Below are 25,711 nucleotides of genomic sequence, written 5' to 3' on the forward strand. Positions count from 1 at the left end.
TAGCGGCGGTGGCATCGGTGCCGCATTGGGCCTTGCGGAACTGGTTCCAGTTCTGCCCGCCAAGCGTTCCCGCATCCTTGGCCGCGTTATACTTGGTGCTGCACTCGGCCATGGTCAGCGCATTGGCAGGCGCCGCCAGGAATAAGGTCGCGACGGCAAGACCCGTCAAAGTGGCAAGTCGGTGGATGAGCATGCTTGTTCTCCCTACGGCGGTTCATGATATGTCCCAGTGCAGCAATAGCGCTCAACGGCTGGTTGCGCCAGATGCTAAGTAGCGTAGAGACAAATTTAGAAGTGCATTCTTTTCTTTAAGGTGATGAATTCGTTGCCGGGACTGTCTCCCGGCCAAGTTCGTCCGGGTGCATTGCACGGAGAGCGCGCATATGGCTGGTTCCCAGCGAGGACACTGCGTCGCATGACGGCCAGTCAAATCGGCGCGTGCGGCGGACCTCAGCCTACCGCTGTCTGGAGCAGCACGATGCGGATTCGGGTTCAAGGCCACACTGCCACAGACCAAAGGATCCAGATGAGGTTTGAGTTGACGTTTCTGATGCTGCTGCCGCAACAAGGGCTCGGAACTTGAAAATCAACACACTAGCGTGACGCAAAACACACAAAACAATAATTTTCTAAGGATTGGTCGTCCATAATCATACAATGTGATGACGGGGCTTGGGCCATTTTATGGCATGAGATGCTCGGAAAGAACCATCGGGAAGCTGGCGAATATGGCAGGACATTATTTCGGTACGGACGGCATTCGTGGGCGAGCCAACAAGTTTCCAATGACGGCGGAGGTCGCCATGCGGGTCGGCATGGCCGCCGGCCTCTCCTTCCAGCGCGGCAGCCACCGCCACCGCGTCGTGCTCGGCAAGGATACCAGGCTTTCCGGCTACATGATCGAGAACGCGATGGTATCCGGCCTGTGCGCCGCCGGCATGGATGTCTTCCTGCTCGGCCCGATTCCGACGCCGGCTGTTGCCATGCTGGTGCGCTCGCTGCGCGCCGATATCGGCGTGATGATCTCTGCCTCGCACAACCCCTATTACGACAACGGCATCAAGCTGTTCGGTCCCGATGGCTACAAGCTGTCCGATGAGATCGAGGAGCGTATCGAGGGGATGCTCGACAAGGATATCGAACTGGCGCTCGCCGATTCCGATGGGCTCGGCCGCGCCAAACGCGTCGACGGCGTGCATGACCGCTATATCGAATTCGCCAAGCGCACGCTGCCGCGCTCGATGTCGCTGTCGGGCCTGCGCATCGTCGTCGATTGCGCCAATGGCGCCGCCTACAAGGTGGCGCCCGACGCGCTGTGGGAACTCGGCGCCGAGGTCGTTGCCATCAATGTCGAGCCCAACGGCTTCAACATCAACAAGGAATGCGGCTCGACTCATCCGGCCGGCCTGCAAAAGAAGGTGCACGAGGTGCGCGCCGATATCGGCATTGCGCTCGACGGCGATGCCGACCGCGTCGTCATCGTCGACGAGAACGGCGCGATCGTCGATGGCGACCAGATCATGGCACTGATCGCCGAATCCTGGCACCAGAGCGGACGGCTGGCCGGCGGCGGCATCGTCTCGACGGTGATGTCCAATCTCGGCCTCGAACGCTTCCTCGGCGACATGAACCTGCAGTTGCATCGCACCAAGGTCGGTGACCGCTATGTCGTCGAGCACATGCGTGCCCATGGGCTCAATGTCGGCGGCGAACAGTCGGGCCACATCGTGCTGTCCGATTTCTCGACTACCGGCGACGGGCTCGTCTCGGCGCTCCAGGTGCTCGCCTGCATCAAGCGGCATAACCGGCCGGTCAGCGAACTGTCGAAGAAATTCGAGCCGGTGCCGCAGCTTTTGAAGAATGTGCATATTTCCGGCGGCAAGCCGCTGGAGGAGGCGCCGGTCAAGGCGGCGATCGAAGATGCGCGCAATCGCCTCGGCAAGGCCGGGCGCCTGGTCATCCGGCCATCTGGCACGGAGCCGCTCATCCGCGTCATGGCGGAGGGCGACGACCCGCAGCTTGTCGAGTCCGTCGTCAACGACATCGTCGAGGTCATTTCGGAAACGCGCAGCGCCGCCTGATCTCCCTCCAACATCGGTTCAAAAGCCCGCCTTGCCGGCGGGCTTTTTTATTGGGTCGCGGCCAGCTCCGCCTGCAGCAACGGCCGCCAGATTGCTCCACTTTTAGAGATTCGTGGTTAATCAATACGGTTAAACGCCTTTTAACCTTTCCGATTCATTATCCACAACTGAAGTCAATCACATTTCGGGCGCGTTCGCCGTTCGAGGGTTCTCAGGGGTGATAAGCATGTTCAACACAGCAAGAATGGCTCTCCTGGCCGCGCTGTTTGCCGGCGCCGGGCCGGCATTCGCCGCCGATTTCGTCGAGCCGCCCGTCGTCGAGGAGGCGCCGCCACCGGTTGCCTACGAGCAGCCGGCCGACTTTGGCGGCTGGTATATCCGTGGCGACATCGACTATCACTGGTCGAAGTTTCGTGGTGGCGACTACATCACCTACGGTGTGGCGCCCCAGAGTCCCGGCAAGTTCGATACAGGCAAGCTGGATGGCGCCTTCTCGGCCGGCGGCGGTGTTGGTTACCAGATCGACGAGCATTTCCGCACCGATCTCACCTTGGACTGGATGAGCAAGTCCAAATTCCGCGGCTCGACCAACGGCTTCTGCGGCGTATTACAAACCCCTTGCACATCCGTCGACACCTCGTCCTATTCGGCGCTGCTGCTCTTGGCCAACGCCTATGTCGACATCGGCACCTGGCATGGCGTCACGCCTTATGTCGGTGCCGGCATCGGCGGCGCCTGGGTTAAGTGGGATACACTCCACAACGTCGACGATGACGGCGAGTTCGAGCATCACGGCGGCAAAGGCTGGCGTTTTGCTTATGCTGCCATGGCGGGCGCCTCCTACTGCCTGACCGACCGCGTCAAACTCGACGTCGGCTACCGCTTCAGCCACATCAATGGCGGCAAGATGTTCGACTACGCTTCGGATAGCAATGTCGGCCCGGGCTATGACCGCGGCATCAACGTGCACGAAGTGCGCGGCGGCCTGCGCTACCAGTTCGGCAGGTCGGACTGCGCGCCGCCGGAGCCTTACGTCCCGGAACCCGAGCCGGTCTACACGAAGTAGTCGCTTCGAAATCGAGGAATTCGTCGACCGCCCGGCTGATGCCGGGCGGTTTCGTTTGGCTGCCTAAAAATGCTGCGTTGCCCTGTAACACCGTCCAGCTCGAGGAGCGAAAACGGATCAAATCAATTGCTAACGCCTTGTTATCCTTAACCCGCACTTAACCACTATGGTTAACAATGCTGTCTGAAACGGCGCGCGCGATCGCGAATGCGCCAAGTTCGGGAGCCGAGGACTATGACATCCAAATCGCCTGTAGCACTGGCGCTTGCAGCAGTCATCCTGATGCCGCTGACGCCGGCGCTTGGCGCCGATTACGATCCGCCGGTCTATGTCGACCAGGCGCCCGACTATGTACCGGTCGAGGTTGGCTCGGGATGGTATCTGCGCGGCGATGTCTCCTATCTGGTGCAGAAGAGCTTCAAGGATAAGGATTTCGCCTTCACGCCCGCGAGCTTCGACGAAAAGGAAGATCCCATCTTCGCCAGCATCGGCTTCGGCTACCATTTCAATGACTATCTGCGCGCCGATCTCAATGTCGGCTATCTTCCCGGCAACAAGATCGACGTCGGCTATAACGACGGAACGACCGTGGCATCGGCGACCCTGAAGAACTATGCCTTCTCAGGCATACTCAACGGCTATGTCGACCTTGGCACCTATGTCGGAATCACACCTTATCTCGGCGCCGGTGTCGGTGTCGTGCAGAGCAAGCGTCGCCTGTCGGCGAGCTACTTCACCGACAACGCCGACCCCACCGACGATTTCGTCCGGCATGACAACAAGACCCAGTACTCCTTCGCCTACACGCTGAATGCCGGGCTTGCGTACCAAGTTTCCAAGAACGTCTCAGTCGATCTGGGCTATCAGTATTTTTCCGCGCCAGACGCCGAATATGTGACTGCCGAGAGTCTGACTTCTTTTCCGATCCGCAAAGGGATCAACAATCATCAAGTCAAAGTCGGACTACGCTACGATCTCTGGTAGGCTCGATCGAAGCCGAGGCGTTGACAATGGCGGATCGCAGGCCCGCCGTTTGCGTTTCGCCTCGGCAATATCCTGACAGCGACAAAAACTTTCCCCTTGACGCCGAAAGCCTGAACGCATATCGCCATCCGTGGGCCACCCCTCCCCAACGAGGGGCCACTATCTGGAAGGATAGACCACGATGACCACGCATACGAAGCCCGGATTCCGTCCGGCAAATCCCAATTTTTCCTCAGGTCCCTGTGCAAAACGCCCCGGCTGGTCGGTCGAGGCGCTCAAAAATGCCGCGCTCGGGCGCTCGCACCGCGCCAAGATCGGCAAGACCAAGCTCGAACAAGCGATCGAGCTGACCCGGGAAATCCTCCAGGTTCCGGCGGATTACCGCATCGGCATCGTGCCGGCCTCGGATACCGGCGCGGTCGAAATGGCGCTGTGGTCGCTGCTCGGCGAACGCGGCGTCGACATGGTCGCCTGGGAGAGCTTCGGCTCCGGCTGGGTCACCGATGTGGTCAAGCAGCTGAGGCTCGCCGATGTTCGCAGGTTAGAGGCGGACTACGGCGCACTGCCGGACCTGACCAAAATCGACTTCGACCGCGACGTGGTCTTCACCTGGAATGGCACGACGTCGGGTGTGCGCGTGCCGAACGGCGATTTCATCCCGGCCACCCGCAAGGGCCTGACCATCTGCGACGCTACTTCGGCGGCCTTTGCGCAACAGCTCGATTTCAGGAAACTCGACGTTGTCACCTTCTCCTGGCAGAAGGTGCTGGGCGGTGAGGGCGCGCACGGAATGCTGATCCTCAGCCCGCGCGCCGTGGAACGCCTGGAAAGCTACAAACCGGCCTGGCCGCTGCCGAAGATCTTCCGTCTCACCTCGGGGGGCAAGCTGATCGAAGGCATCTTCAAGGGCGAGACGATCAACACGCCGTCGATGCTGTGCGTCGAGGACTATCTCGACGCGCTGCGTTGGGCGAAGTCGATCGGCGGCCTCGACGCGCTGGTCACCAGAGCGGATGCCAATGCCGCTGTTCTCGATCGCTTTGTCGGAAAATCTTCCTGGCTCGGCCATCTTGCCGTAGACCCGGCGACGCGTTCGAACACGTCGGTCTGCCTTTCCTTCACCGATCCGGATGTCGCTGCACTCGACGCCGACGGACAGGCTGCATTCGCCAAGGCAATTGTCTCGGCGCTCGACAAGGAAGGCGTCGCCTACGACATCGGCGCCTACCGCGATGCACCGCCCGGCCTGCGCATCTGGTGCGGCGCGACAGTCGAGACCTCCGACCTCGAAGCGCTGCTGCCCTGGCTCGACTGGGCCTTTGCCGCGCAAAAGGCGTCGCTGAAGGCAGCCGCCTGAGTTTTCCTGTGGCGGCTCTCGGGCCGCCTATCCCCAAACGGATCAAATCATAATTGAAGGAGGCCGCCATGGCGCCCCGCGTTCTCGTCTCAGACAAACTTTCCACCACCGCCGTGCAGATCTTCAGGGATCGCGGCATCGAGGTCGACTATTTGCCGGATCTCGGCAAGGACAAGGAAAAACTGCTCGAAGTGATCGGCCAGTATGATGGGCTGGCCATCCGCTCGGCGACAAAGGTCACGGAGAAGCTGATCAATGCCGCGACCAGGCTGAAGGTCGTGGGCCGCGCCGGCATCGGCGTCGACAATGTCGACATCCCGGCGGCGAGCCGCAAGGGCATCATCGTGATGAACACGCCCTTCGGCAATTCGATCACCACCGCCGAGCATGCCGTCGCCATGATCTTCGCGCTGGCCCGCCAGATACCGGAGGCCAACGCCTCGACCCACGCCGGCAAATGGGAAAAGAACCGCTTCATGGGTGTCGAGATCACCGGCAAGACGCTGGGCATCATCGGCTGCGGCAATATCGGTTCGATCGTCGCTACGCGCGGCGTCGGCCTGAAGATGCATGTCATCGCCTTCGATCCATTCCTGTCGGACAGCCGCGCCGAGGAGCTCGGCGTCGAAAAGGTCGAGCTCGACGAGCTGTTCGCCCGCGCCGACTTCATCACGCTGCACACGCCGCTTACCGACAAGACGCGCAACATCATCGACGCCGCGGCGATCGCCAAGATGAAGAACGGCGTGCGTATCATCAACTGCGCCCGTGGCGGGCTGATCGTCGAGGCCGACCTGATCGCGGCGCTGAAGAGCGGCAAGGTGGCCGGCGCCGGCATCGACGTGTTCGAGGTCGAACCGGCGGACAACAACGCACTGTTCGGCATGGAGAATGTCGTGGCGACGCCGCATCTCGGCGCGTCGACCACCGAAGCGCAGGAGAATGTCGCCCTGCATGTCGCCGAGCAGATGTCCGACTATTTGATCAAGGGCGCCGTTTCCAACGCCATCAACATGCCGTCGATCACCGCCGAAGAGGCGCCGCGGCTGAAACCTTTCGTCAAGCTTGCCGAAGTGCTCGGCGCCTTTGTCGGACAGGTCACCGAGGATCCGATCAAGGAGGTCGAGATACTGTTCGACGGCTCGACCGCGACGATGAACACGCGCGCGCTGATCAGTGCCACCCTTGCCGGGCTGATCCGGCCGCAGGTCTCCGACGTCAACATGGTGTCGGCGCCGATCATGGTGAAGGAGCGCGGCATCATCGTCGCCGAGGTCAAGCGTGACAAGTCGGGCGTGTTCGACGGCTATATCAAGCTGACGGTCAAGACCGAGCACAGGACGCGCTCGATCGCCGGCACCTGTTTCTCGGACGGCAAGCCGCGCTTCATCCAGATCAAGGGCATCAATCTCGACGCAGAGGTCGGCCAGCACATGCTCTACACGACCAATGCCGACGCGCCCGGCATCATCGGTCTGCTCGGCACGGTGTGCGGCGAGAACGGCGTCAACATCGCCAACTTCCAGCTCGGCCGCAACCGGCCGGGCGGCGATGCCATCGCATTGCTCTATCTCGATGCGCCGTTCCCGGAAAACGTGTTGGCGCAGGTGCGCTCGCACAAGTCGATCGACTCCGCCAAGCGGCTGCATTTCGATGTGGGGATAGCCTGAAATTCGGTCGCCCCGTGTGCAGCAGCACGCGGGGCGGTGGAACGTCGCGGCAAGCGACTTCATTCAGCAGCGGATGCCGCCATCTTCCGTCCGCTGTATTCGGCGAGGCTGATGCCACCGAGCACCAGCGCGAGAGCCAGCGCCTGATAGAGCTGGAATGTCTCACCGACAATCAGCACCGATAGCAGCGTACCGAAGATCGGCACCAGATTGATGAACAGGCCGGCCCGGTTGGCGCCGATCAGCTCGTTGCCCCTGATATAGAAGATCTGCGCGATGACCGAAGCACCGATGGCGGTATAGAACGCGACCGCCCAGCCGCGGGCATCGGGGACAATGACCTTGCCGGCGGCAATCTCCCACAGGAAGAAAGGCAGCGATGTGACGAGTGCGGCAACCGAAAGCGCCAGCATCAGGCTCTGCCAGCGGATGACCGGCTTCAGCCGCAACCCCACCGAATAGAAGGAGTAGCAAAGCACGGCGACCAGCATGATCGCGTCGCCAAAGTTGAGATCCAGCTTGAGAAGCTGGCGCAGGTCGCCATGGCTCGCCGTCACCGCGACGCCAATGATGGTCAGCACGACGCCAGCTATCTGCACCCGGTTCACCCGCAGGCGAAACAGCACGAAATTGGCGATGATGATCACGATCGGTATCGCCGCCTGCTCGATCGAGACGTTGATCGCCGTCGTGTAGTTGAGCGCCGTGTAGAAGATCGCATTGAAAAAGGCGAAGCCGCAAGCGCCGAGCCCGCCAAGCAGCAACCAGTGCCTGCGCACCACCGGCCAGTCTTGGCGTAGCGTTCCCCAGCCGATCGGCAGCAGGATCAGAACCGCCAGCAGCCAACGCAGGAAGACCAGCGTCATCGGCGAGATATGACCGACCGCCAGCTTTCCCGCCACGGAGTTGCCGCCCCACAGCAAGGTGGTGAACAGCAGGAACAGATAGGCGGCTCGATGCATCGTGAACTCCCGGCCAGGCAGAGGGAATTTGACGGTCGGTGTGGGCCTATTGCGACCGCCAGCCCAAGTAAATGATGTCAAAGGCGAAAATTGTTGTGCCTCGGAGCGTTTTGGGCGGCAAAGAGTGGTCGCGCTCGCCGGGTCTTGACGCTATAGAGCGACGTGCGTGCAATTGGACGCTACAAAGTACGCGTCGGAAGGCTTTAATCTCGCGTCGTGCTTTTCCGAAAATCGATTCCGATTTTGGGGGCCGATGCGATAGAGGCCTATCGTTTCGAATTGTTTCAAGCTGCTCGTGCGGCGTCTCAAGGGAAAAGAAATATGGCCAATGTGGTGGTCGTCGGCTCGCAATGGGGCGATGAGGGCAAAGGCAAGATCGTAGACTGGCTGTCGGAGCGCGCCGATGTTGTCGTGCGCTTCCAGGGCGGCCACAATGCCGGCCACACGCTGGTCGTCGACGGCAAGGTCTACAAGCTGTCGCTGCTGCCGTCCGGCGTGGTGCGGCAAGGCAAGCTTTCCATCATCGGCAATGGCGTCGTCTTTGATCCGCACGCTTTCGTCGCGGAGGTTGCGAAATTGAAGGCGCAGGGCGTCGAGGTGACGCCAGACCGCCTGAAAATAGCCGAAAACACCGCGCTTATCCTGTCCTTGCACCGGGAGCTGGACGGATTTCGCGAGGACGCCGCTTCCAATTCCGGAACGAAGATCGGCACGACCCGTCGCGGCATCGGTCCCGCCTATGAAGACAAGGTGGGCCGGCGCGCGGTCAGGGTGATGGATTTGGCGGATTTGGAAACGCTGCCCTTGAAGGTCGACAGGCTGCTGACGCACCACAATGCGCTGCGGCGCGGGCTCGGCCATGCCGAGGTCACGCATGGGGCGATCATGAGCGAGCTGATCTCGGTAGCCGACGAGATCCTGCCCTATATGGACCGCGTCTGGAAAATCCTCGACGACAAGCGCCGCGCCGGCGAGCGCATCCTGTTCGAGGGCGCGCAAGGCACGTTGCTCGACATCGACCACGGCACTTATCCGTTCGTCACCTCGTCCAATACGGTTGCCGGTCAGGCCGCCGCCGGGTCGGGTGTCGGGCCGGGCGCCATCGGTTATGTGCTCGGCATCACCAAGGCCTATACGACGCGCGTCGGCGAAGGCCCGTTTCCAACCGAACAGAAGAACGAGATCGGCGAGTTCCTGGGCACGCGCGGCCATGAATTCGGCGTCGTCACCGGCCGCAAGCGGCGCTGCGGCTGGTTCGATGCCGTGCTGGTCCGCCAGGCCGTCGCCGTCAACGGCATCAAGGGCATTGCGCTGACCAAGCTCGATGTGCTCGATGGGCTGGACGAGATCAAGGTCTGTACCGGCTACCGACTCGACGGCGAGGCGATCGATTACCTGCCGGCCAGCCAGGGTGCGCAGGCCCGCGTCGAACCGGTCTACGAGACGCTGGAGGGGTGGAAAGGCACCACTGCCGGCGCGCGCAGCTGGAACGACCTGCCGGCCCAGGCGGTGAAGTACGTCCGCTACATCGAAGAGCTGATCGGCGCGCCGGTCGCACTCCTTTCCACCAGCCCTGAACGGGACGACACGATACTTGTGACCGATCCGTTTCAAGACTAGTTTCTCAGCCTTCCGGGCATTGCGGCTGATTTGCGGGGGCCGGCCCAGAAACAAATGCAGGTCGACTGACGTATGGTAGATTTTGTTCCTATTCTGAAAAAGGCGCTCGATAAACTCGGTGAGCCGTCGGCGGAAGTGCGCGCCAGGGTCTATGACAGGGCCCGTTCGTCAATCGCGAAACAACTCGCAGAGAAGGCCACGATGACGCCTTCCGATGTCGACCGGCAGATGCGTGCACTGGAAGACGCCATCGCCAAAGTCGAGCGGGACTATGCCAAGCCTGCGCCGCCACCCGACCCGCTGGCGGAACTGGAGGACATCTTCTCCTCCATCGACCGCAACAAGAACCAGTCCAGCCATATCCGACAGCCAGCAAAGACGGAGCCGGCATGGCAGCCGGCCAAGACCGAGCCAGCAAAGACCGGGCCGGCCTGGCAGCCCACGCCCGCCAAGGCGGCGCCGAACTGGCAAAAGCCGCAGCCCGTCGCTCTTTCTCAGGAGCGCGCTGGTCCGCCGCCGTCCGATATGGATCTTCCGACGGCTGACGGCCAAGACGGCGTTTTTCGGGGCGACGACTTTTCCAACGACGGCGGCCCCGCGGAGGACAGGTTCCAGCGACTCCATCCTGCCGAGCGCAGGCGCAGCTATGGCGGTGTGATCGCCGCCGCCATTGCCTTGCTCGTCATTGCCGGTGGTGGCTATGGCATCTGGCTGAACAAGGATGCGTTCGGCAGCATGCTCGGCCTCGACTCGACCAAAGCCGTCGCCACCGAACCGCTGGTAAAACCAGCCCCGGCCAAGCCGGAGGCCGATGCGGCGGTACCGGCCGCCGCGCCTCCGACGGAGGCCGGCGAGGGCGCGAAGTTCACACAGCGCCTGACGCCCGAGGGCCACGAAGTCGATCCCGGCCCCGCGGCCGGGCAGGCGGGCATCGGCGAAGGCGAATCCGTCGCCGCACTGACCACGCCGCCATCGGCCGCACAAGCGCCGACCACCCCGGCACCCGCCGCGCCGGCACCGGCCGCACCCGCCGACACGCAAGCCACGGCCAATGCTCCAGCAGTCGATGGGTCCGCTGCACCAACTCCCGCAGCGCCGCCCGCCAACGGGGCAGCAGCGCCTGCAGCGGCCGCCCCGCCGCCCGCACCGGCAGCGGCACCAACGGCAGTTCCGCCGCAAGCCACGTTGGCCGTCGGCCAGAAGGCGATCTTCTACGAGGAGCGCACCAGCACCGCTCAAGGCTCGGCCGAGCCCGGCAACATCGTCTGGTCGCTGGTGCAGGAATCGCCCGGCGGCGACCTGCCGCCCGAGCCGGCGATCCGCGCCGAGGCGACCATTCCAGGCAAGGATATCCAGTTGCGCATGACGATCCGTCGCAACACCGACCAGACGCTGCCGGCCAGCCATATTATCGAGATGATCTTCCTGACGCCTGACGGCTTCGAGGGCGGCGGCGTCGACAACATCCTGCGTGTCGCCATGAAGGGCTCCGAGCAGGATGCCGGAAGCCCGCTGATCGGCATCCCGGCCAAGATCGCCGACGGTTTCTTCCTGGTTGCGCTCAACGATACCAAGGCGGATGAAGACGCCAATCTGACCTTGCTCAGAGGCCAGGACTGGATCGACGTGCCGGTCGTCTACAAGACCGGGCGGCGGGCGCTGCTCACCATGGAAAAGGGCATTCCAGGCGAGAAGGTGTTCGACGAGGCGCTAAAGGCCTGGCAGACAAAGACGGCGGGGTGAGGTCGGCTCACCAGCCCAACGCCTCTCTGGCTCAGAAGCCTTGGAACAGCATGTCGAGCGCGCTCACGATGTCATCGTGATGGCGAGAAAGATTTCCTTCGGCAACGGGCAATTCAGAGGTCATCAAGGCTGACATGAATTGAGGGACCATGACATGGTCCTTACCGTTGATGGTGAAGATAGGGTTTAGCCGGCGGCCCGGCACTGGGGCCTTGTTGGCTGGCATCAGCGGGACGACGACCTTCGTGTCGAGCCGTCCCAGAAGGTCGGATTGGACATCGAGAAGGTAACCGTCGCCTTCGGCACTCTGGTAGAAATCATAACGTGCCATCAAAACAGCCGGTGCTTGGCCAGAGGCAAGCCGTTGCGCCTGACATAGTCATTCGAACTGTCGATCGCTTCCTTGTTTTCCTCCTGCCACCGGCGGTTTTTTTCGGCCGAAATCGCCTTGGCGATGCCCTCTTCCGCAGCGCGGGATATATTGATGCCCAACGCCTTGGCATCCTCGATCAATCGGGAGTCGATCGATGTATTAACCGACTTTCTTTGGGTTTTTGGATTCGATTGAAGCATACAGCCGCTCCCATTTATGCGCATAATGTAGGCGCATATGAGCGTGCATGCAACCTCTCAAGCCTCCATCTCTTCCCTTAGCATCTCGAGTTCCAGCCATTCCTCCTCGAGCGCTGCCAGTGTGACGCGCTCCTTGTCGAGCGCGGCAATCGTCTTCTGGAACGAGGCCGGGTCGCGCTCGTAATACGCCGGATCGGCGATGTTGTTCTCCAGCCGCGAGATCGAGGCCGACACCGCCTCGATCTTCTTGGGTAAGGTTTCCAGCGCGAATTTCTGCTTGAACGACAGTTTCGTGGCCGGGCCCTTCGGTGCGGCCGCTTCGTTCCTGCTTGCCGCCGTGGCTTCACCGGCTTCTGCTTTTGGCCGCGCCCTGCGGTCGTCCAGCCTGGTGCCGCCGCGCTGCCCAAGCATGTCGGAATAGCCGCCGGCATATTCGATCCAGCGGCCGTCGCTATCCGGCGCGATGATGCTGGTCACGGTGCGGTCGAGGAAATCGCGATCGTGGCTGACCAGGATCACCGTGCCGGCAAAACCGGCGACCAGTTCCTGCAGCAGCTCCAGCGTCTCCATGTCGAGGTCGTTGGTCGGCTCGTCGAGCACAAGCAGGTTTGCCGGCCGCGCCAAAACGCGTGCGAGAATCAGCCGTGCCCGCTCGCCGCCCGAAAGCTCGCGCACCGGCGTGCGCGCCTGTTCCGGCTTGAACAGGAAGTCTTTCATGTAAGAGACGACGTGGCGCTGCTCGCCATTGATGACGAGGTTCTCGCCGCGCCCGTCGGTCAGATACTGCGCCAATGTCTCCTGCGGGTCGACGGCTTCGCGCTTCTGGTCGAGCGTGGCGATCTCCAGATTTGTGCCGAGCCGCACCGTGCCCGCGTCCGGCTTCAATTCGCCGGTCAGCATCTTCAACAGCGTCGTCTTGCCGGCGCCGTTCGGCCCGACCAGACCGACGCGATCGCCGCGCTGGATGCGGGTCGAGAATCCCTTGACCACGGTCAGATCGCCAAAGCTCTTCTCGATGTTCTTGGCTTCGATCACCAGTTTGCCGGATTCGGCGGCGTCGCTGGCTGTCATCGTCGCCGCACCCTCGGCGCCGCGGTGGCCGCGAAAGCGCTGGCGCATGGTCTGCAACTCACCGAGCCGGCGCATGTTGCGCTTGCGCCGCGCTGTCACGCCATAGCGCAGCCAGTGCTCCTCACGCACGATCTGGCGGCCGAGCTTGTGCTGCTCGCGCTCTTCCTCCTCCAGCACCGTGTCGCGCCATTCCTCGAAATAGGCAAAGCCCTTGTCGAGACGGCGAGTCTGGCCGCGGTCGAGCCAGATTGTGGCGCGCGACACGCGTTCGAGAAAACGGCGGTCATGCGAGATGACGACCAGTGCCGAGGAGGTGCGGGCAAGCTCCTCCTCCAGCCATTCGATGACCGAAAGGTCAAGATGATTGGTCGGCTCATCGAGGAGGAGAATGTCGGGCTCCGGCGCCATGACGCGGGCGAGGGCGGCGCGCCGCGCCTCGCCGCCGGAGAGATCGTTCGGCCGTTCCTCGCCGGTCAGGCCGAGATGCTCCATCAGATAGGTGGCGCGGTAGGGATCGTCGGCCGGCCCGAGCCCCGCCTCGACATAGGCGCGGACAGTCGCAAAGCCGTCCATGTCGGGCATTTGCGGCAAGTAGCGCACGGTCGCCGAAGGCTGGCGGAAGACTTCGCCGTCCTGCGGTTCGATCAGCCCGGCGGCGATCTTGAGGAGCGTCGACTTGCCAGAGCCGTTGCGGCCGACCAGGGCGATCTTGTCGCCAGCAGAGGCCGTCAGGGCGGCACCGTCGAGCAGCGGCGTGCCGCCAAAGGTCAGCTTTATCCCGTCGAGATTGAGAAGCGGCGGCGCCATGTCGGCTTTCTGGGCTCAGCTTTCCGGAAGAGGATAGGGATGTGCGAGCAGCAGCGCGCGGCCGCTGGCCAGCGCGATTTCCAACCGGCCCCTGACCTCGTTGGAAATGGTCAGCGACGAGCCGAACGCAACCTCGACATGGTCGAGCGGCCATTTGGCGCCGGTGACTGTCAGGCCGGCGAGATCCGAAAAGCCGAGCACCGAAAACAGCGTGCCGTCGGCATAGTCGAAGCCAGTCTTTCCCGGCAGCAAGGGAATGCCTTCCTGTGCGCCGCTGGTCAAAAGCACTTCCGTCCCGCCTTCCGCCAGCCGGATGCTTAGCGCCAGATGCAGGAAGATGTGGTCGGTACGTTTGCCGCCGAAGGCGCCTGCGAGCACAAGGCTGGTCGCACCGCGTTCGAGTGCGGCGGCGATAGCGAGTTCACCGTCGGTCTTGTCCTTTTCAGCGGGAAACACCTGCCGTGGCACGGCGGCCAGATCTTCCGGCAAATCGGCAGGCACCGAATCGAAATCGCCGACCCAGAGTTCCGGCCTCAGGCCCAGCATACGGGCATGGCCGATGCCGGCGTCGGCAGCGATGACACGCGAGCCTTCGACCTGGCGGTCGAGCAGCGGCGTGCGGATGAGATCGCCGCCAAGCAGGATGGTGAATGTGCTCATATCTCGTGGCCCTTACCAGCCCTGCCCCGGAAACGGAAGATGAAACGGCAGACGAAACGGAAGGCTGGGCTTTGGATGCCCGGCAAACTTCCGCTTGCGCAGCACTTCGGCCGGGCCTATGTGTCGCAACGCTCTAACGGGGTGCCGGACGCGATTTTCGCTGACCGGCTGAGAGGCAAGACTGCCAACCCGCTGAACCTGATCCGGTTTGTACCGGCGGAGGGATTAGACGTTTCGGACAGCCCGACGCCTCAATTCCTTTCAACGCGAACGAAGGAGGCGCCGATGCGCAGTTTTTTCCACTCTCTTGTCTCAATTGTCCTGCTTGCGGCATCCGCGCTCGCCTTGCCAGGGCAGGCATCGGCACAGGATAGACTGACGGTCTATACCTATGAAAGCTTCACCGCCGATTGGGGTCCGGGACCGGCGGTGAAGAAGGCCTTCGAGGCCGAATGCAGTTGCGTCGTCGAATTCGTCTCGGTCGCCGACGGCGTGGCGCTGCTCAACCGTGTGAAGCTGGAAGGCGCCGCGACCAAGGCCGATATCGTACTTGGCCTCGATACCAATTTGACGGCGGATGCCAAGGCAACCGGCCTGTTTTCGCCGCATGGCGCAATATCGGACGTCAGTGTGCCGGGCGGCTGGAGCGACGATATTTTCGTGCCGTTCGACTATGGCTATTTCGCCGTCGTCTACGATACCGAAAAACTGAAGAGCCCGCCGAAGAGCCTCAGGGAATTGGTCGAGGGCGATGCCGGAGAGAAGATCGTCATCCAGGATCCGCGCACCTCGACGCCGGGCCTTGGCCTGCTGCTGTGGGTCAAGTCGGTCTATGGCGACAAGGCGCCGGAAGCCTGGGCCAAACTCAAGGCGAAGGTGCTGACGGTAACGCCGGGCTGGAGCGAGGCCTACGGCCTGTTCACCAAGGGCGAGGCGCCGATGGTGCTGTCCTACACCACCTCGCCGGCCTACCACATGGTCGCCGAAAACACCGAGCGCTACCAGGCGGCGTCCTTCGAGGAGGGCGAATATCTGCAGATCGAGGTTGCGGGGATCACCACCAAGGGTGCGAAGAACCCGCTGGCAGAAAAGTTCATTGCCTTCATGACCGGACCGAAATTCCAGGATGTCATTCCCGAAACCAACTGGATGTTCCCGGCCGGCAAAACCGACAAGCCGCTCAACCCGGCGTTCGACAAGCTGGTCAAGCCGACCAAGACCTTGCTGTTCAGCCCGGAAGACGTCGCGGCCAACCGCAAGGCCTGGGTCGATGAGTGGCTTGCGGCGATGAGCAAGTAGGGCTCAAGCCTCGTCGGATGTTTACGCCAAGCCACCCCCCTCTGGCCTGCCGGCCATCTCCCCCTCAAGGGGGGAGATCGGCAGCTTTGTCGCCTCTCCTCGTCCTGCCACTTGTGAGATTGGCGAAGGCGGCTGAGTGCGCAATCTCCCCCCTTGAGGGGGAGATGGCCGGCAGGCCAGAGAGGGGTGGGCTCGGCCATTGTCAGGTATTTCCTTCGATCAACGCCTGTCTCGGGTAGCGCGACATGCGTACGCGTCATCCGGCCGATCCCCGCGTCACCGCCGGCATCGTCGCGCTCGCTGCCATCGCGCTGCTTATCGGCGGAGCATTCGCCGGGCTCCTCGTCGAAGCTACGCGCGACCTGTCCGGCGCCGCTTCCGCCTTCGATTCCTATCTCCTGCGTGTTGCCCGCTTCACGCTCTGGCAGGCTCTGTTGTCGACCCTGCTCTCCGTCGCACCGGCGCTGTTCGTCGCGCGCGCCCTGTCGCGGCATCCGCGTTTTTTCGGGCGAGGCTTCATCCTCCAGCTTTTCGCCGTGCCGCTGGCGCTGCCGGCCATTGTTGCCGCACTCGGTGTCTTGGCACTCTATGGCCGCGCCGGGTATTTCGCCGGCACGCTCGGCGCGATTGGCGGGCAGAGCTGGCCCGGCATCTATGGCCTGTCGGGCATTCTCGTCGCCCACGTCTTCTTCAACCTGCCGCTGGCGACGCGGCTGTTCCTGGAAGCGCTGCAGACCGTGCCGGCCGACCAATGGCGGCTGGCGAGCCAGCTTGGCATGGGGGCTGCGCCGGCCTTCCGGCTGATCGAATGGCCGCCGCTGCGTGCGGCCCTGCCGGGCGTTGCCGGGCTCGTTTTCATGCTGTGCATCACCTCCTTCACCATCGTGCTTACGCTCGGCGGCGGACCCAGAGCGACGACGCTGGAGGTTGCCATCTACCAGGCGCTGCGTTTCGACTTCGACCCGGCGCGGGCTGTGACGCTGACCCTGCTGCAGATTGCCCTGACCTTCGTCGTCGTGCTGGCCTTGACGCGGCTCGGCGCCAATATGGTCGGGGATGCCAATCTGCCGGTGGCGCCGCGCCGGTATTTTTCAGCCGGTGCGGCCGAGACCGTGCTGAACGCATTGGCGATCGGGCTCGCACTGCTGTTTGTCGCCGGGCCGATGGCGGCCACGTTGGCAGCCGGGCTTGGCGCCGATCTCGGCCGCCTGGCCGGCGAGAGCGCGGTGCGGCAAGCGACGGCGACCAGTGCCGTGCTCTCCCTCCTATCGGCGCTGCTCTCTGTGGCGTTGTCGCTGTCGCTGGTCGTGGCGCGCCGGGCGCTGGCGCTCACCCGGCGGCAGGGCCGGCGGACACTGCTCGAACATCTGGCCGACACCGGTGCGGGGTTCGTCCTGGTGGTGCCGCCCATCGTCATCGGCGCCGGCTGGTTCCTGCTCTTGCGCACCGTCGGCGATGTCTTTGCGATCGCCCCTGTCATGGTCGTTACGGTCAATGCGGTGATGGCGATGCCGTTCGCCATCCGCGCCATTCGCCCTGCCTATGACGCGGCGAGCGAACGCCACGAACGGCTCTGCGCACAGCTTGGTATCTTGGGCTGGAACCGGTTGCGGCTGGTCGACTGGCCGTCGCTGCGGCGGCCGCTCGCCACCGGCTTCGCGTTCGCCATGGCGCTGTCGCTCGGCGATCTCGGCGTCATTGCGCTATTCGGCAGCGATTCCGTGCAGACCTTGCCCTATCTGCTGCTGGCGCGCATGGGCAGTTACCGCACCGATGATGCGGCCGGCCTGGCGCTGCTGCTCGGCCTTGTCTGCCTGGCGCTGGTGTTGGCCGCAGACTGGCTGGGAAGGAGGGAGAAATCATGATGCCGATCAGCCCGGAACGGTCCATTTCCGTCGAAAAAGGCGCGGCCGTGCGGCTCGATAATGTCTCGTTCAGCTATGGTGAAACGCCGCTTATATTCGATGTCGATTTCCCGGCGTCGGAAATCACCGCCATCATGGGGCCGAGCGGTTCGGGAAAGTCGACGCTGCTCAATCTGGTGGCCGGCTTCGAGACGCCGCGGTCGGGCCGCGTGCTGATCGGCGGCGCCGACGTCAGCACTGCGCCGCCATCAGCGCGGCCGGTATCGATGGTGTTCCAGGAAAACAACCTGTTTGCCCATCTGTCCCTCGAGCAGAATGTCGGGCTCGGCCGCTCGCCTTCGCTCAGGCTGAGCGACGCTGACCGCGCCGCAATCGCCGCAGCGCTGAAGCGCGTCGGCCTTGCCGGCAAGGAAAGCCGGCTGCCGCGCGAACTCTCCGGCGGCGAGCGGCAGCGCGTCGCGCTCGCCCGTGTCCTGGTGCGCGACCGGCCGGTGTTGTTGCTCGACGAGCCGTTCGCTTCGCTCGGACCGGCACTGCGCGACGACATGCTCGACCTGGTGGCCGACGTCCATTCGGAGCAGTGCATGACGGTGCTATTCGTCACGCACCAGCCGGACGATGCGCGCCGTATCGGCCAAAACATGGTTTTCCTGGATGGTGGCACGGTTGCCGCGACGGGCACCGCGGCCGATTTTTTCGTCGGGGCTGGACCGGAGGCATTCCGACGCTATATCGGCTCGGGTCCGTTTGCGGTTGGATCACGAGATGTTGCCCGGAAGCGGACATAATTTATGGTCAAACCGGCGGAAGGCGAAGCGGCGCTTGCTTGCCATGGTCGAGGTTGTGTGGCTAGGTCCGCCAGGAGCTGGTCCGGCCTAGACCGTGATTTGCCCTTGCTGCCTCGCATCTGTCGGACGCACGAAGGACGCCGTAGCACTTGATTTGCGCGTGATGCTTTCCGGAAATCGCGCCCGATTTTCGCGGTCACGTGCCAGGACTTGAAAGGAAGCCGATCTGCCGACCGGCATCGACAATCGGAGGGTGAAACCGCTGGCGCGCTTTCTGGCGCTGGCCGGTCTCGCCGTGGCGCTGGCAAGCTGCCAGATGTTCACGCCTCCCGACGTGCAGGAATCAGGCTTTCAGCCCTCAGACAAGCCGATCACGGTCGACAATGTCGCCGCCAACGGCAAGCTCGCTCAACTGGCGAAGGCGCAGCACCCGCGCATCCTCGCCACCTATGGCGGCGAATATTCCGACCCCAAGCTCGAGCGCATGGTGGCCAAGATCGTCGGCAGACTGACCGTGGTGTCGGCCAACCCAACCCAGACCTACCGCATCACCATCCTCAACTCGCCCAACGTCAATGCCTTCGCGCTGCCGGGCGGTTATCTCTACATCACCCGCGGCCTGCTTGCGCTGGCCAACGATTCGGCCGAGCTTGCCGCCGTCATTGCGCATGAGATGGGCCACGTTACGGCCAACCACGGCCTGCAGCGCCAGCAACTGGAAGCCGAGGAGGGGTTGGCGACCAAGGTCGTTTCGGATGTGCTCGGCGACAACCCGACGGCCAAGGCGGCACTGATCCGCGGCAAGCTGAGGCTGGCCCAGTTCTCGCGCAATCAGGAGCTGGAGGCCGACGCAATCGGCATCAAGTCGATCGGCGAAGCCGGTTTCGATCCCTACGCCGCCGGCCGCTTCCTGCAGTCGATGTCGGCCTATACCGATTTCCGCTCGATCAGCGGCGCTACCGACGCCAGCCTCGACTTCCTGGCGACGCACCCCAACACGCCGCAGCGTATCGATCTCGCGCAGCGCCACGCCCGCCAGTTCGGCGCGCCCGGTGTCGGGTCGCGCGACCGCGATTCATTTCTTGCCGGCGTAGACGGGCTGCTTTACGGCGACACGCCGGAGGAAGGCTATGTGCGCGGCGAAACCTTCCTGCATCCTGGCCTCGGCGTGTCGTTCTCGGTGCCCAACGGCTTCATCATCGACAATTCGGCGGCGGCGGTGACGGCGACCGGCCCGGGCGACATGGCGATCCGCTTCGACGGCGTTTCGATCGACAAGAACCGCTCGCTGACCGACTACATCCGCAGCGGTTGGGTTGCCGGCCTCGACGACAGCAGCGTGCGCCAGGAGACGATCAACGGCAACGAAGCGGCAACCGCGCATGCCGGCGCCGATGGCTGGCAATTCGATATTGCGGTGATCCGCGCCGGCGGCCAGGTCTACCGCTTGCTGACCGCGGCACCTTCGGCCAGCACCTCGCTGAGCACGGTGGCGCGCTCGGTCAGCGGCTCGTTCCGCATCCTGAGTGCTGCCGAGAAGGCGGCGTTGAAGCCGCTGCGTATCCGCATCGTCACGGTGCAGCCCGGCCAGACAATGGGCTCCCTGGCCGCACAGATGGTCGGCGTCGACCGCAAGCTGGATTTGTTCAGGGTGCTCAACGCGCTGTCGCCGGGTGCCGCGGTTTCGGCCGGCGACAAGGTCAAGATCGTCACCGACAAATAGCAGCCGACGCGATTCAGGCTGCGAGAAATTCCGGGTTCTGCTTCACCAGCGCCGCCTTGAGCTTTTCCATGGCGCGCGCCTCGATCTGGCGGACACGTTCCTTGGAGATGCCGAGCGTCTCGCCGAGCGCTTCGAGCGTCGCGCCCTCGTCGCTCAGCCGGCGCTCCTCGATAATCCTGAGTTCTCGCGCATTGAGCGCGCCGAGCGCCGTCTTCAGCCAGACCGAACGGCGTTCGACGTCGATCGTATCGCCGACGACCTCATCGGGCAGCGGGTCATCCGAAACCAGGAACTCCATCCGCTCGGTTGCGCCCGCATCGTCGGCTAGCGGCGTGTTGAGCGAGCTGTCCGGCGCCGAAAGGCGGGAATCCATCATCGCCACATCGGCCTCCGATACCCCGAGAGCCGCCGACACTTCGCGGTAGAGCGTGGCATTCGACATCTGCTCGGCGCCGTTTGCCAGGCGGGCGCGCAGACGCCGCAGGTTGAAGAACAGCGCCTTTTGCGCCGAGCTAGTGCCGCCGCGCACGATCGACCAGTTGCGCAGGATATAGTCCTGCATCGAGGCGCGAATCCACCAAGTCGCGTAGGTCGAGAACCGCACCTCGCGCTCGGGCTCGAAACGGGCCGCTGCCTCCAGCAGCCCGACATGGCCTTCCTGGATCAGGTCGCCCAGCGGAAGGCCGTAGTGGCGAAACCGCGACGCCATGGAAATGACCAACCGCATATGCGCGACGGTGATGCGGTGCAGCGCGTGCTGGTCATTGTTTTCCTTCCAGCGCAGCGCCAGGAGATGCTCTTCGTCACGTTCCAGATAAGGGGCTTTCATCGCCGCGCGAACCATGGTCCGTCCTGCACTGTCTTCCATCATGCCGCGCTCCTGCTCCAGGCGTTGCGGCGCGATCGAATCGTGAGTTGGCGCCGATGGTTGAAATGGCGGCGCCGCGCCCTACAACAGCGAAGAACGTGCCATGCGGGGGAATGTTCCCCCGGACTGTCATGTCGAGTGCGCTGTTCCAGGCGATTCGCCACCGGCCTTGACTCAGCCGGATGGCGCCCGGAGATGCTGGTTGAGAATTGGATTTCAAGGACGCGAGATTTTTGAAATTTAGTTTCTTATTCTGGCATCGCGCATCTGTCATTTTCCGGCACTCGCAATGACGCCGGACATCGGCCAAGGACGGGATCACAGAAAAATGAAATGGCTCAAATCGCTCATCATCGCCGGAACGCTGCAGGTTCTGGCCGTCGCCGCCAGTCATGCCGGCGCCAATCTCGACCAGATCAAGCAGGCCGGCGTCTTCAAGGTCGGCACGGAAGGAACCTATGCGCCCTTCACCTATCATGATGCTTCCGGCGCGCTGGTCGGCTTCGACGTCGAGATCGCGCGGGCCATCGCCGAGCGCCTCGGCGTCAAGGCCCAGTTCCTCGAAGGCAAATGGGACGGGCTGATCGCCGGTCTCGATGCCAACCGCTACGATGCCGTCATCAACGAGGTCGGCATCACCGAGGCGCGCAAGGCCAAATATGATTTCTCCGATCCTTACATCGCCTCCAAGGCGGTGCTGATCGTGCGCGGCGACAACACCGACATCAAGGGTTTCGCCGATCTCAAGGGCAAGAAGGCGGCGCAGTCGCTGACCTCGAATTTCGGCAAGCTGGCTGAAACCAACGGCGCCGAGCTCGTCGGCACCGACGGCTTCGACCAGTCGATCCAGCTGCTTCTTACCGGCCGCGCCGACGCCACCATCAACGACAGCCTGTCCTTCCTCGACTTCAAGAAGCACAAGCCCGACGCCAATGTGAAGATTGCCGCGCAGGAAGAAAACGCCGACTATTCCGGCGTCATCGTACGCAAGGGCGATCCGGAACTGGTGGCCGCCATCAATAAGGCGCTGGCCGACATCAAGGCCGACGGCACCTACCAGAAAATCGCCGACACCTATTTCGGCCAGGACGTTTCGAAGTAAAACGGCTTTCTCGTGTGGGCCGAACGCCGGCCCGCGTCGTTCATATCGCGGCGAGCTGTCTTTTGACGGCCCGCCGCTTTCGCGTGATATGAGCGACGGCAATCTGGCAAGGAGGAGCCTTCGTGCCGCACTGGCTGCAATTGATGCTGGAATCCCTGCCTACGCTGCTGTGGGCTGCACTGATCTTCACCGTGCCGTTGACGCTGCTGTCGTTTGCATTCGGTCTTGTCCTAGGCCTGGTTGTGGCGCTTGTCCGGCTGTTCGGTCCCAAACCGCTGGTCGCCGTGGTCCGCTTCTACGTCTGGATATTCCGCGGCACGCCGCTTCTCGTGCAACTGTTCCTTATCTTCTACGGCCTGCCATCGGTCGGCATCCTGCTCGACGCCTTTCCGGCAGCACTGATCGGCTTCACCTTGAACATCGGTGCTTATTCGTCGGAAATCATCCGCGCCGTCATCGGTTCGGTGCCCAAGGGCCAGTGGGAAGCGGCCTATTCGATCGGCATGACCTGGGCCCAGGCAATGCGGCGCACCATTCTTCCACAGGCGGGGCGCGTCGCCGTGCCGCCGCTGTCCAACACCTTCATCTCGCTGGTCAAGGACACTTCGCTCGCCGCCGCCATCACCGTGCCGGAGATGTTCCAGGCAGCGCAGCGCATCGTCGCCACCACCTATGAGCCGCTGATCCTCTATGTCGAGGCAGCGGCCCTCTATCTGGTCATGAGCTCCGTGCTGTCGGCCTTGCAGGCGCGGCTGGAAACGCGGCTCAACCGTTATGGCGGCTTCCTGGAGGCGCGCGCATGATCGGCCTCACCAACATCGAAAAGCGTTTCGGCGACAATTTGGTGCTGAAGGGCGTCACCGTCACCATCGAGGAAGGCAGCGTCACGGCGCTTGTCGGGCCGTCGGGCGGAGGGAAGAGCACGCTTTTGCGCTGCATCAACCTGCTCGAGCTGCCGACTTCAGGCACGGTACGGATCGGCGACGATGCACTCGAATTCCACCCCGGCGGCAGGGTCTCGACCAGGGATATCCAGCGACTGCGGCTGCAGACCGGCATGGTGTTCCAGAATTTCCAGTTGTTTCCGCATCGCACCGCGATCGAGAACATCATGGAGGGGCTGGTGACGGTGCTGAAATGGCCCAAGGAAAGGGCGCGCGAACGGGCGCTGGCCCTGCTCGAAAAGGTCGGCATGGCGCACAAGGCCGACGCCTGGCCGGCGACGCTGTCAGGTGGCCAGCAGCAGCGCGTGGCGATTGCCCGGGCGCTGGCGCCTTCGCCGAAGGTCCTGCTCTGCGACGAGCCGACCTCGGCACTCGATCCGGAACTGGCGCAGGAGGTGGTCGACGTGCTCGGCAAGCTCGCCAGCGAGGGCACGACCATGGTGATGGCGACGCATGACCTGCGGCTCGCCTCCAAGATCGCGCGGGAAGTGGTGTTCCTCGATGCCGGCAACATCGTCGAACAAGGCCCGGCCGCGGTGCTGTTCAGCAACCCGGAACGCCAGCGGACCAAGCGGTTCATTGCCACGCTGAAGCACGAGGCGGAAAGGGAGGGCGGCGAAGGTTAGATATGCCCGTCGCCGGTCAGCTAAGACAAAAAAACCCGGCGCAAGGCCGGGTTTTTTTCGAAAGCAAAAAAGCTCAGGCGGCTTCTTCCTGCTCGGCTTCCTCGTTGTCGGCCTTGGCGCCGCGCTTCGGGCCCTTGTTGAGGTTCACCTCGATGAGGCGCACCGCTTCGGTCTCCGACATGCGGTTGACGGCCGCGATCTCGCGGGCCATGCGGTCAAGCGCCGCCTCGTAGAGCTGGCGCTCGGAATAGGACTGCTCCGGCTGGTTATCGGCGCGGTAAAGGTCGCGCACCACTTCCGAGATCGAGATCAGATCGCCGGAGTTGATCTTGGCATCATATTCCTGGGCGCGGCGTGACCACATGGTGCGCTTGACGCGGGCGCGGCCCTGCACGACCTTCAGCGCGCGCTCGACATAATCCTCTTCCGACAGCTTGCGCATGCCGATCGAGGTCGCCTTGGCGACCGGCACCTTGAGGCGCATCTTGTCCTTCTGGAAGTCGATGACGAACAGCTCCAGCTTGTGGCCCGCGACTTCCTGCTCATCGATCGAGACGATCTGGCCGACACCATGCGCCGGATAGACGATGTACTCGCCGGTCTTGAAACCGTGGCGCGCTGCGGTGGACTTCTTCTGCGGGGTGATCGTTGCCATTACGCCCTGAACTCCTTGTTGTGGTACCGGCATCGTGCCGGCCCGAACTCGTGCGACCGGGGTGACCGGTCCTTAGCCACACAACGATGAACTCACCGGAAAGGCCAGGACCGGCAAATCGCAACATTGCGACCGCCTGCCCCAGATCGCTCTGGTCCGGATTGAGAAATTCACCTTTCAGTGATTTGGGGCGTTTGCGCCATAAATCGACGTTGTGTCACCGGCATGTTTGGTTGATATAACACAAAAAGTCGGAAGAATCAAGGTTTTGCTGCACGCGCGAAGGCCACGCGCCGTCGCCGCCTGTCAAGGCAGTTAATGTATCACGTCTGTTACGCGGCGTCAGGCCGCCGCAGCCGGCAGGCTCGTCAGTCGCCTTCGCCGGGCTCGGCGGAGAAATATTTCTCGAACTTGCCAGTTTCGCCATCGAAATTTTTAGCGTCGGCCGGCGGCTCCTTCTTGGCGGTGATGTTGGGCCATTTGTCGGCATATTCGGTGTTGATCTGCAGCCATTTGTCGAGGCCCGACTCGGTGTCGGGCTTGATCGCGTCGGCCGGGCATTCCGGTTCACAGACGCCGCAATCGATGCACTCGTCCGGGTGGATGACGAGCATGTTCTCACCTTCGTAGAAGCAGTCGACCGGACAGACCTCGATGCAGTCCATGTATTTGCATTTTATGCAATTGTCGGTCACGACATAGGTCATTGGTCGGCTCCGGGACGTCCCATTTTATTGGGCTTTTTTGGTGAGGTAACGCCTTTGTCCGCTGGTGGCAAGGGCGGCCCCTGCCAGCGGTGCCGCGGTTTCCGGAATGGAATTCCGGAAGGCCGGCAAAGCGGGCGTTCGACCTTGCTCAATCGTCGCCGAGCAGGTGGTCGGTCTGGCGGCGTTCCTTCTTCGTCGGGCGACCGCTGCCGGCCTCGCGCAACGGCGGCACCGCATCCGGAAGCGCCTCGCCCTTGGGCGCGGGGGGCGGCGACATGTCCTCGTAGAGCAGGCGGGCCTCTTCGGCCGGGCCACGCCGTACGCCGGTGCCAAGGACTTTCCAGACGAAGATCCGCCGCTCCAGCGTGATGGTCAAAACGTCGCCCGGCCGGACCGTATCGGAGGCCTGCGCTGCTTTGTCGCGATTGATGCGGACGCGTCCGGCGACGACCAGCTTGGCTGCCAGCGTGCGCGATTTTACCGCGCGCGAGAAGAACAGCCACTTGTCGATGCGCTGGCGGGCATCAGTGACCATTGGAC

At 63.1% G+C, this 25,711-nt stretch carries 23 protein-coding genes and 1 riboswitch; of the genes, 14 read left to right on the forward strand and 9 right to left on the reverse strand.

What is annotated here, in order from left to right:
- Window positions 1-728: 728 nt before the first annotated feature.
- The 5 genes from glmM (at window position 729) to serA (ending at window position 7,158) form a co-directional block, all read left to right on the forward strand.
- Window positions 729-2,081: a phosphoglucosamine mutase gene (gene glmM / locus NKK47_RS01100; RefSeq protein ID WP_352574732.1), complete on the forward strand. Its 1,353-nt coding sequence runs from the start codon at window positions 729-731 to the stop codon at window positions 2,079-2,081.
- 226 nt (window positions 2,082-2,307) lie between these two features.
- Window positions 2,308-3,147, forward strand: a complete 840-nt coding sequence (locus tag NKK47_RS01105; RefSeq protein WP_352454888.1) for an outer membrane protein — start codon at window positions 2,308-2,310, stop codon at window positions 3,145-3,147.
- Window positions 3,148-3,381: 234 nt separating this feature from the next.
- Window positions 3,382-4,131 carry an outer membrane protein gene (locus NKK47_RS01110; protein WP_023680658.1) on the forward strand — a complete coding sequence of 250 codons (750 nt, stop codon included), beginning with the start codon at window positions 3,382-3,384 and terminating at the stop codon, window positions 4,129-4,131.
- Window positions 4,132-4,312: 181 nt separating this feature from the next.
- Window positions 4,313-5,488 (forward strand): phosphoserine transaminase, encoded by a 1,176-nt coding sequence (locus tag NKK47_RS01115; protein ID WP_352574734.1) that lies wholly within the window; start codon window positions 4,313-4,315, stop codon window positions 5,486-5,488.
- Window positions 5,489-5,556: 68 nt separating this feature from the next.
- Window positions 5,557-7,158, forward strand: a complete 1,602-nt coding sequence (serA, locus tag NKK47_RS01120; RefSeq protein ID WP_352574736.1) for a phosphoglycerate dehydrogenase — start codon at window positions 5,557-5,559, stop codon at window positions 7,156-7,158.
- A gap of 59 nt (window positions 7,159-7,217) precedes the next feature.
- On the opposite strand, the gene NKK47_RS01125 is transcribed toward serA, so the two are convergent.
- Complete coding sequence (locus NKK47_RS01125; RefSeq protein WP_023680655.1) at window positions 7,218-8,120, reverse strand: DMT family transporter; 903 nt, start codon at window positions 8,118-8,120, stop codon at window positions 7,218-7,220.
- Between the two features lie 321 nt (window positions 8,121-8,441).
- On the opposite strand from NKK47_RS01125, the gene NKK47_RS01130 reads away from it, so the two are divergent.
- Together NKK47_RS01130 and NKK47_RS01135 are read left to right on the forward strand one after the other, a co-directional pair.
- Window positions 8,442-9,740, forward strand: a complete 1,299-nt coding sequence (locus NKK47_RS01130; RefSeq protein ID WP_352574737.1) for an adenylosuccinate synthase — start codon at window positions 8,442-8,444, stop codon at window positions 9,738-9,740.
- Window positions 9,741-9,812: 72 nt separating this feature from the next.
- Window positions 9,813-11,483 (forward strand): hypothetical protein, encoded by a 1,671-nt coding sequence (locus tag NKK47_RS01135; RefSeq protein WP_352574739.1) that lies wholly within the window; start codon window positions 9,813-9,815, stop codon window positions 11,481-11,483.
- Window positions 11,484-11,514: 31 nt separating this feature from the next.
- Here NKK47_RS01135 and NKK47_RS01140 read toward each other — a convergent pair whose 3' ends face one another.
- The 4 genes from NKK47_RS01140 to NKK47_RS01155 all read right to left on the reverse strand — a co-directional run bounded on the left by NKK47_RS01140 (window position 11,515) and on the right by NKK47_RS01155 (window position 14,594).
- The gene (locus NKK47_RS01140) at window positions 11,515-11,814 is read right to left on the reverse strand and encodes a CcdB family protein (RefSeq protein WP_352454881.1); all 300 of its coding nucleotides are present in this window, start codon (window positions 11,812-11,814) and stop codon (window positions 11,515-11,517) included.
- A complete protein-coding gene (locus tag NKK47_RS01145; protein ID WP_502894507.1) occupies window positions 11,814-11,975 on the reverse strand; it encodes a type II toxin-antitoxin system CcdA family antitoxin in 162 nt (53 codons plus the stop codon). Before NKK47_RS01145 ends, NKK47_RS01140 begins: the two co-directional genes overlap by 1 nt.
- Window positions 11,976-12,113: 138 nt before the next feature.
- Window positions 12,114-13,934 carry an ABC-F family ATP-binding cassette domain-containing protein gene (locus NKK47_RS01150; RefSeq protein WP_352574741.1) on the reverse strand — a complete coding sequence of 607 codons (1,821 nt, stop codon included), beginning with the start codon at window positions 13,932-13,934 and terminating at the stop codon, window positions 12,114-12,116.
- 15 nt (window positions 13,935-13,949) lie between these two features.
- Complete coding sequence (locus NKK47_RS01155; RefSeq protein ID WP_352574743.1) at window positions 13,950-14,594, reverse strand: thiamine diphosphokinase; 645 nt, start codon at window positions 14,592-14,594, stop codon at window positions 13,950-13,952.
- Between the two features lie 127 nt (window positions 14,595-14,721).
- A riboswitch (TPP riboswitch) is annotated at window positions 14,722-14,836 on the forward strand.
- 43 nt (window positions 14,837-14,879) lie between these two features.
- On the opposite strand from NKK47_RS01155, the gene thiB reads away from it, so the two are divergent.
- From thiB to NKK47_RS01175, 4 genes are all read left to right on the forward strand, one after another.
- A complete protein-coding gene (gene thiB / locus NKK47_RS01160) occupies window positions 14,880-15,893 on the forward strand; it encodes a thiamine ABC transporter substrate binding subunit (RefSeq protein WP_352574745.1) in 1,014 nt (337 codons plus the stop codon).
- Between the two features lie 245 nt (window positions 15,894-16,138).
- Window positions 16,139-17,758 (forward strand): thiamine/thiamine pyrophosphate ABC transporter permease, encoded by a 1,620-nt coding sequence (gene thiP, locus NKK47_RS01165; RefSeq protein WP_352574747.1) that lies wholly within the window; start codon window positions 16,139-16,141, stop codon window positions 17,756-17,758.
- Window positions 17,755-18,546, forward strand: coding sequence for a thiamine ABC transporter ATP-binding protein (gene thiQ / locus NKK47_RS01170; RefSeq protein WP_352574749.1), 792 nt, complete (start codon window positions 17,755-17,757; stop codon window positions 18,544-18,546). The genes thiP and thiQ overlap by 4 nt, the downstream gene beginning before the upstream one ends.
- A gap of 253 nt (window positions 18,547-18,799) precedes the next feature.
- Window positions 18,800-20,269: a M48 family metalloprotease gene (locus NKK47_RS01175; RefSeq protein WP_352574751.1), complete on the forward strand. Its 1,470-nt coding sequence runs from the start codon at window positions 18,800-18,802 to the stop codon at window positions 20,267-20,269.
- A gap of 13 nt (window positions 20,270-20,282) precedes the next feature.
- Here NKK47_RS01175 and NKK47_RS01180 read toward each other — a convergent pair whose 3' ends face one another.
- Window positions 20,283-21,140 (reverse strand): RNA polymerase factor sigma-32, encoded by an 858-nt coding sequence (locus NKK47_RS01180; RefSeq protein WP_023680558.1) that lies wholly within the window; start codon window positions 21,138-21,140, stop codon window positions 20,283-20,285.
- A gap of 325 nt (window positions 21,141-21,465) precedes the next feature.
- On the opposite strand from NKK47_RS01180, the gene NKK47_RS01185 reads away from it, so the two are divergent.
- The 3 genes from NKK47_RS01185 (at window position 21,466) to NKK47_RS01195 (ending at window position 23,809) form a co-directional block, all read left to right on the forward strand.
- Entirely contained in the window at window positions 21,466-22,239 is a 774-nt protein-coding gene (locus tag NKK47_RS01185) for an amino acid ABC transporter substrate-binding protein (RefSeq protein WP_023680557.1), read from the forward strand.
- A gap of 122 nt (window positions 22,240-22,361) precedes the next feature.
- Entirely contained in the window at window positions 22,362-23,042 is a 681-nt protein-coding gene (locus NKK47_RS01190) for an ABC transporter permease subunit (protein WP_023721020.1), read from the forward strand.
- Window positions 23,039-23,809, forward strand: a complete 771-nt coding sequence (locus NKK47_RS01195) for an amino acid ABC transporter ATP-binding protein (protein WP_352452513.1) — start codon at window positions 23,039-23,041, stop codon at window positions 23,807-23,809. The genes NKK47_RS01190 and NKK47_RS01195 overlap by 4 nt, the downstream gene beginning before the upstream one ends.
- A gap of 73 nt (window positions 23,810-23,882) precedes the next feature.
- On the opposite strand, the gene NKK47_RS01200 is transcribed toward NKK47_RS01195, so the two are convergent.
- The 3 genes from NKK47_RS01200 to NKK47_RS01210 form a co-directional block, all read right to left on the reverse strand.
- Entirely contained in the window at window positions 23,883-24,464 is a 582-nt protein-coding gene (locus tag NKK47_RS01200; RefSeq protein ID WP_006327799.1) for a CarD family transcriptional regulator, read from the reverse strand.
- A gap of 368 nt (window positions 24,465-24,832) precedes the next feature.
- Window positions 24,833-25,171, reverse strand: coding sequence for a ferredoxin FdxA (gene fdxA / locus NKK47_RS01205; protein ID WP_023680554.1), 339 nt, complete (start codon window positions 25,169-25,171; stop codon window positions 24,833-24,835).
- 148 nt (window positions 25,172-25,319) lie between these two features.
- Entirely contained in the window at window positions 25,320-25,706 is a 387-nt protein-coding gene (locus tag NKK47_RS01210) for an RNA-binding S4 domain-containing protein (RefSeq protein ID WP_023680553.1), read from the reverse strand.
- Between the last annotated feature and the right edge of the window lie 5 nt (window positions 25,707-25,711).

Origin of the sequence: Mesorhizobium sp. M0019 (assembly GCF_040323975.1) — a bacterium.
Taxonomy (GTDB): Bacteria; Pseudomonadota; Alphaproteobacteria; order Rhizobiales; family Rhizobiaceae; genus Mesorhizobium.

Coding starts and splice junctions, on each gene's coding strand:
- glmM (WP_352574732.1), top strand. CDS start 729: ATGGCAGGACATTATTTCGGTACGGACGGCATTCGTGGGCGAGCCAAC.
- NKK47_RS01105 (WP_352454888.1), top strand. CDS start 2,308: ATGTTCAACACAGCAAGAATGGCTCTCCTGGCCGCGCTGTTTGCCGGC.
- NKK47_RS01110 (WP_023680658.1), top strand. CDS start 3,382: ATGACATCCAAATCGCCTGTAGCACTGGCGCTTGCAGCAGTCATCCTG.
- NKK47_RS01115 (WP_352574734.1), top strand. CDS start 4,313: ATGACCACGCATACGAAGCCCGGATTCCGTCCGGCAAATCCCAATTTT.
- serA (WP_352574736.1), top strand. CDS start 5,557: ATGGCGCCCCGCGTTCTCGTCTCAGACAAACTTTCCACCACCGCCGTG.
- NKK47_RS01125 (WP_023680655.1), bottom strand. CDS start 8,120: ATGCATCGAGCCGCCTATCTGTTCCTGCTGTTCACCACCTTGCTGTGG.
- NKK47_RS01130 (WP_352574737.1), top strand. CDS start 8,442: ATGGCCAATGTGGTGGTCGTCGGCTCGCAATGGGGCGATGAGGGCAAA.
- NKK47_RS01135 (WP_352574739.1), top strand. CDS start 9,813: ATGGTAGATTTTGTTCCTATTCTGAAAAAGGCGCTCGATAAACTCGGT.
- NKK47_RS01140 (WP_352454881.1), bottom strand. CDS start 11,814: ATGGCACGTTATGATTTCTACCAGAGTGCCGAAGGCGACGGTTACCTT.
- NKK47_RS01150 (WP_352574741.1), bottom strand. CDS start 13,934: ATGGCGCCGCCGCTTCTCAATCTCGACGGGATAAAGCTGACCTTTGGC.
- NKK47_RS01155 (WP_352574743.1), bottom strand. CDS start 14,594: ATGAGCACATTCACCATCCTGCTTGGCGGCGATCTCATCCGCACGCCG.
- thiB (WP_352574745.1), top strand. CDS start 14,880: ATGCGCAGTTTTTTCCACTCTCTTGTCTCAATTGTCCTGCTTGCGGCA.
- thiP (WP_352574747.1), top strand. CDS start 16,139: ATGCGTACGCGTCATCCGGCCGATCCCCGCGTCACCGCCGGCATCGTC.
- thiQ (WP_352574749.1), top strand. CDS start 17,755: ATGATGCCGATCAGCCCGGAACGGTCCATTTCCGTCGAAAAAGGCGCG.
- NKK47_RS01180 (WP_023680558.1), bottom strand. CDS start 21,140: ATGATGGAAGACAGTGCAGGACGGACCATGGTTCGCGCGGCGATGAAA.
- NKK47_RS01185 (WP_023680557.1), top strand. CDS start 21,466: ATGAAATGGCTCAAATCGCTCATCATCGCCGGAACGCTGCAGGTTCTG.
- NKK47_RS01195 (WP_352452513.1), top strand. CDS start 23,039: ATGATCGGCCTCACCAACATCGAAAAGCGTTTCGGCGACAATTTGGTG.
- NKK47_RS01200 (WP_006327799.1), bottom strand. CDS start 24,464: ATGGCAACGATCACCCCGCAGAAGAAGTCCACCGCAGCGCGCCACGGT.
- fdxA (WP_023680554.1), bottom strand. CDS start 25,171: ATGACCTATGTCGTGACCGACAATTGCATAAAATGCAAATACATGGAC.
- NKK47_RS01210 (WP_023680553.1), bottom strand. CDS start 25,706: ATGGTCACTGATGCCCGCCAGCGCATCGACAAGTGGCTGTTCTTCTCG.